Source organism: Fibrobacter sp. UWH5 (assembly GCF_900142505.1).
In the GTDB taxonomy this organism is placed as follows: domain Bacteria; phylum Fibrobacterota; class Fibrobacteria; order Fibrobacterales; family Fibrobacteraceae; genus Fibrobacter.
The window spans coordinates 48,650-61,764 of sequence record NZ_FRBB01000007.1; the positions used below are offsets into that span (position 1 = coordinate 48,650).

General features: G+C 48.3%; 9 protein-coding genes. 2 read left to right on the plus strand and 7 right to left on the minus strand.

The genetic code is table 11. From position 1 onward, the window contains the following. Nucleotides 1–65: 65 nt before the first annotated feature. Nucleotides 66–2,183 carry an OmpA family protein gene (locus tag BUB38_RS07785; protein WP_073159263.1) on the minus strand — a complete coding sequence of 706 codons (2,118 nt, stop codon included), beginning with the start codon at nt 2,181–2,183 and terminating at the stop codon, nt 66–68. Nucleotides 2,184–3,087: 904 nt separating this feature from the next. On the opposite strand from BUB38_RS07785, the gene BUB38_RS07790 reads away from it, so the two are divergent. Next, nucleotides 3,088–3,489, plus strand: coding sequence for a hypothetical protein (locus BUB38_RS07790; protein ID WP_073159265.1), 402 nt, complete (start codon nt 3,088–3,090; stop codon nt 3,487–3,489). A 101-nt stretch (nt 3,490–3,590) separates the two neighbouring features. Here the strand turns inward: BUB38_RS07790 and BUB38_RS07795 are convergent, their stop codons facing one another. Beyond that, on the minus strand, nt 3,591–4,724 hold the full coding sequence (locus BUB38_RS07795) for a nucleotidyltransferase family protein (protein WP_073159267.1): 1,134 nt from the start codon (nt 4,722–4,724) through the stop codon (nt 3,591–3,593). A gap of 51 nt (nt 4,725–4,775) precedes the next feature. On the opposite strand from BUB38_RS07795, the gene BUB38_RS07800 reads away from it, so the two are divergent. Beyond that, the gene (locus tag BUB38_RS07800; protein WP_249506250.1) at nt 4,776–5,060 is read left to right on the plus strand and encodes a zinc ribbon domain-containing protein; all 285 of its coding nucleotides are present in this window, start codon (nt 4,776–4,778) and stop codon (nt 5,058–5,060) included. A gap of 3 nt (nt 5,061–5,063) precedes the next feature. Here BUB38_RS07800 and BUB38_RS07805 read toward each other — a convergent pair whose 3' ends face one another. The 5 genes from BUB38_RS07805 to BUB38_RS07825 form a co-directional block, all read right to left on the minus strand. Then, nucleotides 5,064–9,026 carry a response regulator gene (locus BUB38_RS07805; protein WP_073159269.1) on the minus strand — a complete coding sequence of 1,321 codons (3,963 nt, stop codon included), beginning with the start codon at nt 9,024–9,026 and terminating at the stop codon, nt 5,064–5,066. A gap of 10 nt (nt 9,027–9,036) precedes the next feature. Then, the gene (locus tag BUB38_RS07810; RefSeq protein ID WP_073159271.1) at nt 9,037–10,107 is read right to left on the minus strand and encodes an HD domain-containing phosphohydrolase; all 1,071 of its coding nucleotides are present in this window, start codon (nt 10,105–10,107) and stop codon (nt 9,037–9,039) included. 130 nt (nt 10,108–10,237) lie between these two features. Beyond that, on the minus strand, nt 10,238–10,843 hold the full coding sequence (locus tag BUB38_RS07815; protein WP_073159273.1) for a thiamine phosphate synthase: 606 nt from the start codon (nt 10,841–10,843) through the stop codon (nt 10,238–10,240). 92 nt (nt 10,844–10,935) lie between these two features. Further along, nucleotides 10,936–11,559 carry a thiamine phosphate synthase gene (thiE, locus tag BUB38_RS07820; protein ID WP_073159275.1) on the minus strand — a complete coding sequence of 208 codons (624 nt, stop codon included), beginning with the start codon at nt 11,557–11,559 and terminating at the stop codon, nt 10,936–10,938. After that, nucleotides 11,549–13,111, minus strand: a complete 1,563-nt coding sequence (locus BUB38_RS07825) for a GGDEF domain-containing protein (RefSeq protein ID WP_073159277.1) — start codon at nt 13,109–13,111, stop codon at nt 11,549–11,551. Before BUB38_RS07825 ends, thiE begins: the two co-directional genes overlap by 11 nt. Between the last annotated feature and the right edge of the window lie 4 nt (nt 13,112–13,115).

Here is a 13,115-nt window from a genome sequence, read left to right on the forward strand (position 1 = left end):
CAGCTTTACGCAAAAAGAAGCCTCGCCCAGAGCGAGGCTTCTTTTTCAATGTCGATATAAAAGAATTACTTTTCGAACGGAACCAGTTCCACTCGGCGGTTCTGGGCTCGGCCATCTTCATTTACATTGTCTGCCAAAGGCATGGTGCGGCCATAGCCAACAGCACGGAGGCGATCCTTTTCAACACCACGCTTGATCAGGTAATCCACCACAGCCTGGGCGCGATCCTGAGAAAGCTTCATGTTCTTTTCGTCGGAGCCCTTGTCGTCGGTGTGACCCTGAACTTCTAAGTTGGCGTTGGGAATCTTGCGCATGAGGGCGGCAACGTCATCCAAGGTACCGAAGCTACTCTTGGTAAGGGTTGCAGAACCGGTCTTGAACTGAATGCCCTTCTTCAACTGGTCAAGGTCTTCCTTTTTGTCGAGGGGGCAGCCATTTTCATCGACGCGGATACCGGGCAAGGTATTGGGGCACTTGTCCTTCATGTCAGGCACGCCGTCGTGGTCAAAGTCCAGAGAGCAGCCGATAGAGTCAACAGGCATGCCTTCGGGAGTACCGGGGCACTTGTCCTGAGTATCGGGGATGCCATCCTTATCGGAGTCCATCTTACAACCGTTAATGTCCACTTCGATGCCTACCGGAGTATTGGGGCACTTGTCCAGGTGATCGGGCACGCCGTCGTGGTCAAAGTCCATGGGGCAGCCTACAGAATCTACAGGAGTACCAGCCGGAGTATTGGGGCACTTGTCCTGGGCGTCGTTCACGCCGTCGTGGTCAAAGTCCATGGGGCAACCGGTAGAATCAACAGGAACGCCAGCCGGAGTATTGGGACACTTGTCCTTGTCGTCCAGAATGCCATCGCCATCCAAATCCAAGATCAGGGCACGAGCGTTGGCGCTAACTGCGGAATCAGCCTTAGCCTTGTTACGGGCATCTTCTTCAGCCTTCAGACGGGTACCGGTAGTATCGATACAGCCATCATAGAACACAACGCTACCAGTCGGAGTGTTGGGGCACTTGTCCAGATCATCGATCACGCCATCCTTGTCGCTATCCAGGGGGCAGCCATCGGAACCGACCTTAATCCCCTTGGCAGTGCTGGGACACTTATCTTGTTCGTCAGGAACACCATCCTTGTCGGTGTCCTTGGGGCCAAACGGATCGAAACGAACGCTAAGCACGGCGGCACCAGAAATAAGGGGAGTAGGAGCGTAGCAATAAGTAGCCGTATGGCCATTTTCACCGATATAGGAAAGGATAACATCGTCGCAACCTTCTATTTCCTTATCGTGATCGAAGCCCAGGTTCTTGAAGGTACGAACAGCCACTTCAAGTCCAACAGCAAAATCAACATTATAAGGCAAGTGGAAACGGAAACCCGGGGTAATGAGCATGGGATCATTCATGGGACTGAACTTCAGGTTACCCTTGCTCTGCAAACGCATTTCGCCGGAATATTCCAAGAACACATCCACCCATTTCTTGGGAATCCAGTTTACGCCAGCGGCATACACAAGAGCATTGGTTTCAGCCAGGTCAACCGGGTAGACATAGCTGGCAGCTGCGTTCACGCGGAAGGGATAACCAACTTTGGTAAAGTCAAAAGTTGTTACAAGACCGGCCGCAAAGGTCCAGTCACCAGCAGTGAACGGGCTGGTATAAGTTTCGCTGTTCAAGTACCACACATGGCGTGGACGCACGCCGGCACCAATTTCACCTGTAGGAGCGTACAAGTCCAACATGGCAGCCAGGCTAAACACCTTGGACTTGAAAGGAGCGCGGATCTTCATCCACATATCCAGGTCACCACGGCTGGTGGTCCACTGGTTTGCATCACCGGAAGGACCGTCGGAATTGGCGTGTTCATAGTACAGAGGCAGAACGACACCGATATCCCAGAAGTCAAGGACACCCATGCCAAAGAAAATGTTACCAGCCTGGGAATAGTCAGCAGCGTTGTAGGAATAACGCTTGCCATCCATTTCAAATACGCCGCCACGAGAAAGACCCCATGCACTGGTAGAAATATTACCACCAGTACCCAAAGTCATATTACCTATACCAAGGGTTTTGGTATTGATCTGATGAAGACCGTCAGTTCCGCCTTCAATACCCGGCTGGGCCAATGCAGCACCGGCAGCGAAGCCTAGAGCCATAACAGCCGTTCTTAAAGCCTTTTTCATAGTCCATTCCTTCCTAGATGAAAAAAAAGGTGAATTTCACAAAAATATGTAAAAAAAAATAACAAAACAAACCGTTTGGCGGATAGAACAATTCAAATTTCACACCAAAATAGGGCGATTTCAGATTATAGGGGACTTTTAAAAGCTTATCTCTCTCGATTAATGATTTCTTCAAGAAATGTTGAAAAACAGATTGCATAAACCTTAACAAAAAGAACTCAACAAGCAAAATAAACTAAACATACAACATATCACACAACACACAACATCAAAATATATTTATCTTATTTTAAAATATTACCATCATTTCCCATTGCGGTACAGAACAAACTATTGTATATTTGCAAACGCATCTAACAAATGCGTAGGGTTACATCGAGGTCAACAAAGAAACTACAGATAAAGCTGATAGTATACTCAGCTCATACCTATACTAATCCCCCCCCACACATAAGATTTTTACCAATCGTAGTCCAAATACGGATTGCAACGTATCAAGCTATACCCTACGCAAAACAAAAAAGCGTCCAGCCGAATGGCTGGGCGTTTTTGTATAAAATCAAAATATAAAAAATTAAAACAAAGTAAGAGGTAAAAAAAGAACCCGCCGACAGCAACGTCGACGGGTTATTTTTGAGGTGTAATAGTCTCAGCAGGGATGCTACCAAGACAACGCAAAATTACTATAAATTTGTCCCTAGCAAAACTTTCTTTTTTCTTATAAAGTTAAAAAATTAAGGACAGACTAAAAACCTACGAAAATTCGAAGTAAATAAACCATTTTTACAAAGATTTCACCTTCTCTACATTTTTTCTTTCATTTTAACCAACCACCATTGCCACAATTAGATAGTTATGCTATATTTGTGATATTCATCACATTTGGGTTTTGTTGGAGAATAAAATGAGCATTGTCACAGGTACCTCTTCAAGGTACTGGATTGGCGGCAATAAGTCGCATTTCAAGCCTGATGCCAAAGGCAAGGGCGAATACATCTACATAGAAGATGCCGGTGAGGTTGAGCCCGGCAAGATGTGGCAGATGTCTATAACCTGGCAGCAACAAGACGATTCTCCTACTCACAGCAACAAATTACAGCAAGAAATGACCCTGACGGTCAATATTATTGGCGCTGGCAGCAAAATTATCAAGACTTACACGTCATCTCACAAGAACAAGGGGTACCAGAAGGTCAACTTTTGCATGCCCAAGGGCGCTGAACGCGTAGAATACAAGATTCAAAGAACACGAAATGCAGGCGGCAAGGTCAATTTAGGCTACAGCCTGCAGGTTTCCGAGCCGTAAAAGCTCCGAAAAATCGCATTTTCAAGGATTTTTTCATACACACTCCCGAAAAGCTGAAAGGAGATGGCGAAAGCCATCTCCTTTTCAGATTCATCATTAAGTTAGCGATTCCCTAGAGCCACCCTCCCCCGCCTTATTCTTCGAGGAATCAAGGAAATCGTGGTCTTCCAATAACGCAATTCATGCCAAATCGCCTCTGTGGCATCAAATTTCAACAGCCAAATAAAACGTTTGCGGTCAATAATCCAGCGTTTTAGCACAGGAACCCGATAATCAGCCGCATATCGTCCAAAATTGCCCCCGTTCATAACAACATTAAGCAGTTTCTTCCCTCGTTTTTTATCTACAGGGCAAAGTAGCTGATTTTCACCGAGACCAAACACTTCACGCATCAACCACATAACGGCACCGGCCATGTGAAACAAGCCAAATTTACCCAGCATTTTCGACACGCGCACCCGATCTTCTTCGGTAGAATTCTTTAGCAGCTGGTGATAGTCCACCAACTGGCGCAAACCCACTCCGGTACTGAAAAAATGCTGTCTCAAATGGGACAGCTGCATTACCAGGGCAAAGGGAATACTCGGAACGCAAAAACCTTGAGCCACCTTCCAAGAACTACAATCCGCACAGGAACGAAGTTCTTCCAGCTCACCATCTAGAAAACGAAGCATGGCTCTCGTCTTATAGGGAGAAAAGCTGGACGTCGGACAGAAATGGACTTCCACCGTAATACCACCAAAAAGGCCCGGCTCAAGATGCACATGATGATCGCTAACATCATCCTCGGCATCTACGTGCAGGTTCATCTCCGTTAGAGTTCGCAAAACACCTTCGCGGCCACCTTCCAGCAAAATATCGATATCGCCGGCCTGACGGCAAAACGGATCGGGATACAGAAGCGTATTCGCCTGCCCCTTTAATATAACAGGATGCAACCCTCGGCCACAGAACATCTCCGTTAAATCGGCAGCCGTTTTATTCATGCGTTCATTTACCAGCTGAATCTTATGAGATTCAAACGACCACCGTAGCAATAGTTCTCGAGGGGGACGCTGATCATGAGGCAACTTTTCCACAGCACGAAACAGCACCCCAACCAGGCACTGCTTTACGGAGTAATCATGAACCCACCGCCATTCGTCATCGGACAAGGCCCGAGGCAAGCAGGATTCTGTGGTCACATTCAAGGCAATCCGTAGCAACGAAAAATACAAGCCGTCTAAATTCTGCATACGTTCAACAAATGTATTAATAATTCACGCAACTTTTGTATATTGGAGCTAATGAAAGACAATTCCGTTACCATGATTTGCCCTCACTGCGGGGCCGAAATCAAGCCCGACGCCACCTTCTGCCGCCACTGCGGTAGCGACAAGAACACCGGCTGGAAAGATGGAGCCGAATTCGCAGACGAAGAACTCCCCGACTACGAGGAAATCCTGGAAAATGAATTTGGAGACGATCCTAACAGCCCTTATGCCAAAAAGAAAAGCGGCTTCGGTGGCATTGTAGGCACCGTCGCCGCAATTATCGTAGCCCTGGCCTTTATTGCGGCCATGGTCCTTTAGTTTTTAGGCAATCGTCTTTTCCAGACTTTCCAGAACTTCGGCGGCTTCGCTAAAGTCATAATCGTCTACCAGTTCCTTCAGCTTGCCAATAAGCACGTCCTGGTTGTTCTCGAAGGAGATTCCCTCCACTTCATCCAGGCTGCGTTTGCAGCGGGTGGCGGAGCAGATATCCAAGGCGTCCTTCAGTTCCGTTACCAGCTTCTGAAGTTTTTCCTTGGCGTTGGGATCTTTCTTCTTGGCGACAACAACCTGCTCAGACGCAATACCTGACAGTACTACATCCAAGTCAGACGTAATTTCCTGAAGCAACTTCTCAAAGTTACTGAAATCAATGGCGTTACACTGCCCCTGGGAAAGCTGACTTTCTAGAGTTGCGCCCAGGTTCTGCAAATGGTTCGCACCGATGGTTCCGCACAAGCCCTTGATGGTATGCACAATTCGTGCAGCCTCATCGTAACGGACAGACTCGATCATCTGGCGCAAGTTGAAGGATGTTCCGCCGTAATCGCGGACAAAGCCCTGCAGAATCTTGAGGAACACGTTCCTATTGCTATTGGAATGGTACAGACCCGCTTCGGCATCCAGGTCGCGAATCTTCTGGAACTTGGCAAGGAATTCACTGTCTTCCTGGGACAGGTCCGAACTATCTCCGTCCGTAACCACCTTGCTGGATTCCGCAGCCACCGCCAGGAACTTGGCCAATTCCTCGTAAAGGAGGCTGGGGTCAATGGGCTTGACAATATGGGCATTCATGCCGGCAGCTAGACATTCTTCCGTATCCTTCTGGAAGGCACGGGCACTCATTGCCAGAATGGGCACATTCTTGAAGTACTCGTCTTCGCGGGCACGGATTTCCTTAGTAGCGGTCAGACCATCCATAATGGGCATCTGGATATCCATGAGAACCAGGTCGAAGGAATCCTTCTGGAGCATGTCCAGGGCTTCCTTACCATTGTTAGCAATCATGGAACTGAGACCCACGCTATTCAGCAGGGACACCGCCAATTCCTGATTCATCTGGTTGTCTTCAACCAGAAGGATCTTGGCTTCCTTAAAGTAAATCTTGCTCTTTTCCTTCTTGACAGCCTTCTGGTAGGTTAGCTCATAGCCCATGGCTTCTTCCATGCTACTGAGCAGGGAACTGATCTGCAGAGGCTTGGGAACAAAGCTGCTGAATCCCAGATTCTGGGCCGCAGTCAGATCCTTTTCGTCAAAATGGATGGGGTGCATCAACACCTTGGGAATCCGGATCATCTTTTCATCGAGACCATGAACGAAGTCGAAGCCGTTCAAGATCGGCATGTCATAATCCACGATGAACATATCGTAGGGAGCTTCGCCAGCCTCTTCATGCGCCTGAATAAGATCCAGGGCCTGGTCAACGGACTCCGCCTCTTCTACAATGCATTTTAGCTTGGTCAGATAGTGGCGCAATACGTCACGGAGGTTTTCGCAATCATCCACCAGCAAGACATTCTTTCCGGCAAAGCGAATCTGATTCTTCCACTTGGGATCCACAGACTGGGCCGCAACAGGGAGTGTAATACTGAAGAAGAATCGAGATCCAACGCCAGCCTCGCTTTCCACCTGCATCTGACCGCCCATCAATTCCACCAGGGACTTGGAAATCACCAGGCCAAGGCCAGTACCGCCGTACTTGCGGGTCGTAGAGCCATCAGCCTGAGTAAAGGCGTTAAAGAGACGTCCAAGCTGTTCCGGAGTCATGCCGATACCCGTATCCTTCACGGAGAAATTCAGTTTGACGCTGTTCTCGGTGCGGGATTCCAGGGAAACGATCAGGGAAATATCGCCCTTCTCGGTAAACTTGGTAGCATTGTTAATCAGGTTCGTAAAAATCTGGGAAAGGCGCAGCGGGTCACCCATCAAGATTTCAGGAATTTCCGGATCCACATTCACAATCAGTTCGATGGGACGTCCGGCAATACGGACTTCGGCCAGGGCAGCCACATCGCTGACCACATCGCGAAGCACCAACTGGGTAATTTCCAGTTCTTGCTTCTTGGCCTCGATCTTGGAGAAATCCAGGATGTTATTGATGATTCCAAGGAGGGACTTGGCCGCAGTACTTACACGGTCTACAAATCCTCTCTGATGTTCATCCAACTGGGTTTCTGAAATCAGGTGCGCCATACCGATAATGGCATTCATGGGGGTACGGATTTCATGACTCATGTTGGCCAGGAATTCACTCTTGGCCTGGGTAGCCTGCTCCGCAATTTCACGGGCAGCCACCACTTCAGAAATGTCGATCATGGTAAGCATGTAGCCCACGACGGACCCCTGCACCATCAATGTACAGCCTTCCCCACGGAACCAGGTTTCACTCTTGCCGTCCTGGGATTTAAGCACGAAGGAATCCTTCCAGATTTCACGCCTGCTAAAGGTATCCTTTAAGGATGTAATCACCGATTCAGGCAGTCCCTGTTCCTTCAATTCATCCAGAGACAGGCCGATCATCTTGCGCCATTCCTTGCCCAGGAAGTCTGCCAACTGCTTAGACATGTACTTCACACGCTTGGCTCTATCAAAAATCACCAGGATAGAATGGTCTGCGGAAAGCATAATGGTATCCAAAATGGTATCCTTCTGGATGCCGCTAGTTTCATCGTTGATCATGAACAGATAGCGCATTTCGCCGTTATCTTCCACAAGGACCTGGAAGAAAATGCCCCACCACGCCACTTCCCCGGAAGAACTCTTCACAGGCACAAGAATCTTGCGTTCGCTGGCGTGCATTTCGCCACCCATGGCCACACGATGCACAAATTTATTGAACTGGTCCGACGGGAAGAACTTGAACAGGATCTGTCCCTTCAAATCTTCACCACCATTCAGGAAGTCCGCAATAAAGGCGCTGGCATGCAAGATATCAAAGGTATCGTTCGTCAGGATAATCCTAAAATTATCACTCCCCAGAAGCGTATCGAAAAGGGTACTGGAGCTGACACTTTCGTTCAAGTCCCGCTGAATGAACTTGGTAAACAGTGTATGGGAAACGATAGCGGCACCACCCATCAACAGGAGCACCACCAGAGCCACCAACAGGAAGGTCTTGGAGGAATTTTCGTCTACGCCGGCAACGATCTTGTTCTGCTGACTCACATGAACCACATAGAAGGGCATCTTCTTGATGGGAGCCACCATGAACACCAGACGCTGTCGATGGTCGTTGGTCAATTCAAAACGGACAACCTTCCCTTCCATCAGAGTATCGGGCTTAAACTCGCTCAAGGCAAGCAGAAGCAGGTTTTCTACACTATCTTGCAGAACCTTGCCGCGGTTGGTTTCATACGGGAAATAGGTAAACAGGTTATCGTTGTCATTACCGGCCAAAAGGGTAATGCCACCTTCTTCCTTGGCTACAGCACCAAGAGAAAGTCGAACCTTGTGCAAGTCAATATCGGCAGCCACAGCGCCGCGGAACTTCTGATTCTTATCCCAGATCGGGTAAGAAATGGTCATGACCTGCTTACCGAAATCCTTACGGATTGTAGGGCCAGTTAGAGCGAGCCCCCTCTTACGGGAAGACTCCAGATACCAGGCCTTGGTACGATATTCCGCCTGGCCACTTTCCAGCTTTACACCCCTAGCAGATATAAATTCGCCTTCATTGCCCCCATAGTAGACATCCACGAGATCTTCACTAGACTGCAAGACCCTGTAGAGAATGGAGCGAATTCCCGATTCCTTGGCATTCTGAACACGCTTCGCCGCAGCGACAAATTTATCTTCGTCGTTTTTCAGCAAGGCTTCCACTTCAGAGAGAACTTTGTCCTGCAAAGCCGATTCCGTATTGGCGTATGCGGAATCAATCATCATTTCCTTGACGGTCAATGAGAAAAGGAAGACCAATAGAATGGAGGCGATAATCACGGGGACGGCAAAAACCGTCAGAATTCGGATTCTGAGCCTACGTCGCTGGGCGTTTAAAGGACTATGAGTCAATAGCTACTCCTTACTGAGCGCCATCCTTGAACTGTTCGTAAATACCGGGAAGAATGTCTGCAATTTCCATAAAGGCGTCGACCACATCGGGGTCGAACTGAGTTCCCCTACCGGCCTTGATTTCGGCCACGGCAACTTCATGGGGATATGGTTCCTTATAAGGCCTGCGAGATACAAGAGCGTCATAAACATCCGCCACAGACATAAGGCGGGCCCCCACAGGAATATCTTCTCCCTTAATCTTGTTGGGATAACCTTCGCCATCCCAGCGTTCATGATGGTTCAAAATAATATCTGCGCAAATCTTGACCAGAGGATGATTGCTCAGTTCCCTGGTCGCATTCAGAAGTACGTCATAACCCATCTGGGCATGGGTACTCATAACCAACCTTTCTTCATCGGTAAGCTTAGCCGGCTTTCTTAAAATATCGTCGGGGATACCCACCTTGCCAATATCATGGAGTGGTGCAGCCGTAGCGTAAAAATCAATATATTCCTTGCTAGTAATAGCGTGACTGAACTTCGGGTGGTTCTGCAGTTTCTCGGCCAGCATCTGGACCAACACCTGGGTTCGCTTAATATGAGCGCCGGTTTCAGGGTCGCGGTATTCAGCCAGGGCACCCAAACTGGTCAACATGACCTTCAATGTCTTACGAAGATCCTTGGTTTTCTCGTCAACCAGTTCATGAAGATGGTCACGCTGTTGCTTAAATTCCAACTGATTCTTGATACGGAGACGTACCAAATCAGGATTGAATGGCTTAGTAATATAGTCGACGGCACCTAAATCCAGTCCCATCTGCTCACTTTTGGCATCTGCCTTGGCAGTCAAGAACAGAACAGGAGTATTATTCACCAAATTTAGGGCATGCATCTGGCGTAATGTTTCGTAACCGTCCATTTCGGGCATCATTACGTCCAGCAAAATCAGGTCAGGTTTAACCTTTTCTGTAAGAACAAGAGCCTTTTTTCCGTTCAAGGCAACAAAAATATCATAGTCGTTAGATAAAATGCCCTCCAGGACTTCAATATTCGTCTTGGTATCATCAATAACTAAAATCTTTGCTCTTGCTCGTTCCATGTTCCATAATATATGTTTAGAATTTCAAATAGAACAATCTATTTTATTCCAATTTGGAACATTTTTCGCGAAATTCGCTTAAAAAACGCATTTTGTAATTATTTAGTAAACACTTTTACAAAGTCTGTGATTAAACGCACAGTCTGTTTAGCTTAATAAAGGCATTTATGGAGTCGGCGTAGTTCCAAATTCCACCGATTACAGAAGCGCCAGACACCCCAAATTCCCTGGGAAGTTCCTTGAAAAGGTGGACATTTTCCTCGTCGATACCCCCAAAAAGGATAACCGGGCACTTGGGAGGATTAGAAGATAGGTGGGACTGCAGGAGGTCTAGTCCAACCGTTTTGACCGGCTCAAGGCCGGATAAAGGTTGAAAAATCGGGCCAACAAGAGCTCCAGACACCCACTCGGGCAATTGGGCCAGCTGTTCCAGGTCGCGGCAGTAAGCGATACAGTTTACGCGTTTCCAGGATTCGGGAACCGGCCCCATCAGGGATTGAGCCTCGGCCACGCAACCACGGACATCCAACTGCTCCGCCAGATCGGGAGTACCACGCACCCAGATTCGGTCGCGGTATTCCATGGACAAGGACAGGAGCCAACGTTCATAGGACTCCGGCGTATTGCGACGTTTCTGAAGGATCAGGCGGGTAAGGCCTCGCTTGAACATCTCTTCGATGTCATCATATTCACCGGCAAAATCATCGGGACAAGTGGTCAGCCAAAGTCTAAACATAATATCAGTTTGGAGTCAGGAGCGTCGGGTTAAGTGCTGATGCGTCGGGCTAGATGCGGGACTCGTCGGGCCAGTTCTGCCGCGTCAATAGGTTACAGCGCCAGGAAGGCAGCCTTCAGTTCGCGGGCGGCAGCTTCGGGATCTGCGGCCTTCTGAATTGCAGAAACAGCGCAAATGCCAGCGATTCCAGAGCCGGCGAGAACGTGAATGTTGTCCTTGTTCAAGCCACCGATAGCATTCACGGGAATAGGCACCGCCTTCACGATTTCCTTCAGAGTATCCACGGAAGTGAGGATGGTGACGACCTTTGTGGTTGTGGGATAAATGGCGCCCACGCCACAATAGTCCGCACCCTGTTCGTAGGCTTCCAGAGCCTGGGGGACAGTCTTGGTCGTAGCACCGATGATTTTACCCGGGCCCATGAGTTTGCGGGCTACAGCAACGGGCATGTCGGTCTGCCCCACATGAACACCTTCGGCACCGATGGCGAGAGCAACATCCACGCGGTCATCAATAATCAGAGGCACGTTATAGCGGCTGGTGATTTCGTGAACGCTTGCGGCAAGTTCCATGTATTCGCGGGTAGACTTGTTCTTTTCGCGAAGCTGGATGATGGTGGCGCCACCCTTGCAGGCGGCCTCCACAGAAGGTAAGAACTTTTCGGCGGGAACGGTAGAACTGTCGGTAATAAAGTAGAGGGTTGTATCAAGTTTCATGGGCTGCGCCAATATCCTTTACGTACAAATACAAGGTCTGATTTTCTGCGGTGTAATCATCGGAGGGAATCATTTCCATCATCACACGGCGGTAACCATCGGCAGAGAGTCGCCTATAGAAAATGCTCAGAGAGGTGTTACCCTTCGTAAAATAACTACGCAAGAATTCCAGGGAAGTTTTTTCCAGATAACCATCCAAGTCCTCAGCATGAACCTGCCCAGACTTTCCAAAGCCATGAAGCCATTCGGAAATCTTATGGGAGAAGCCCTTCTGTTCTGTTTTCTCATCCTGGTTCATCTTGATGATTCCATAGGAATCAGCCGTCAGGTTGACCTTCAAAATCTTGGTGTAGGAATTGCAGACGGCATCAAAGGCTTCGCGCTGTCCTCGGCGGTCTACGCCCTTGGATTTGTAATACTGTTCCTTATCATGATACATCATCTGGTCAGCAGACTTTTTCAATTCCATCAGGCTGGCGTTAGGCATATCCCGTTTGGCGGCATAACCAACAGAAAGAGACATGTCCTTTATTCTCTGGCCTTTCCACTGGTCAACTTCATTTTCAAGCCTGTCCTTATATTTCTTGCCGGATTCATCGGAATGTACAACAACAATAAATTCATCGCCACCCACGCGATAAACCTTGCCGCTGCCGGAAAAAGCGTTGGTAATGCAAAGGCTGGCCCCCTGGATCAGTTCGTCGCCAGCAAGGTGACCTAGGGTATCATTAACCTGTTTTAAGCTATTCAAGTCCACAGAAAAAAGAATCAAGTCATCTTCTATGGGATGATCCTCGTATCGCTTAAGGTCTTCTTCGTAGGAACGTCGATTGTAAACCTGGGTCAGTTCATCGGTAGTAGACGCCAGCACCAGGCGATCGTTATGCTCCCTTGATGCAATGAATACGTGAATGATTGTACAGCCTACCGCATAGCCAACAGCATAGAAAGGTGCGTTGGGGAAGAAAAACTGGAATATGCCGCACAATATGGGAGCCAACACGAAAACAAAGACGGCGGCATATTGCTTACGGGTATCCCCCTTCTTACTTAAAGCAGAAATTGCAGTAATCAAGCCAATCAACACATAGATAAAGTACTGGTTAAAGAACGCAACCTGCCTAAAGGCTTCGCATCGGTATTCGTTATTGGGACCAATGGTAAAGATGGTGGGAACGAAAATATTCCTTATTACCAAGGCTGTCTGAAAAACAACCGCCAAAAGAACCAGCGCACGGTAAAGCCTTTTGTGGTGAATTTCACTGCCCAGATAAACCAGAACAAAATGAAGCCAGACGTACGCCGTGATTACCGTAAAAATATGGAATCCGGTAGTGATCCCAAAAAGGAGCGACGGATGGCCAACTTCGGGCATGGCCGCAATTCCCCACAGGGCATCCTGCAAGCAAAAGAACACACACCAGGAAACAAGAATTCGATAAGCCTTATCTACAGGCGAGGCTTCGTTCTTGTAGGTATAGGCATGCCACAAGAAAATCGCCAGAATTATGGCGAAAGTCAAAGAAGCAATCCAGTAAAGCGCCTGTTCCATCGCA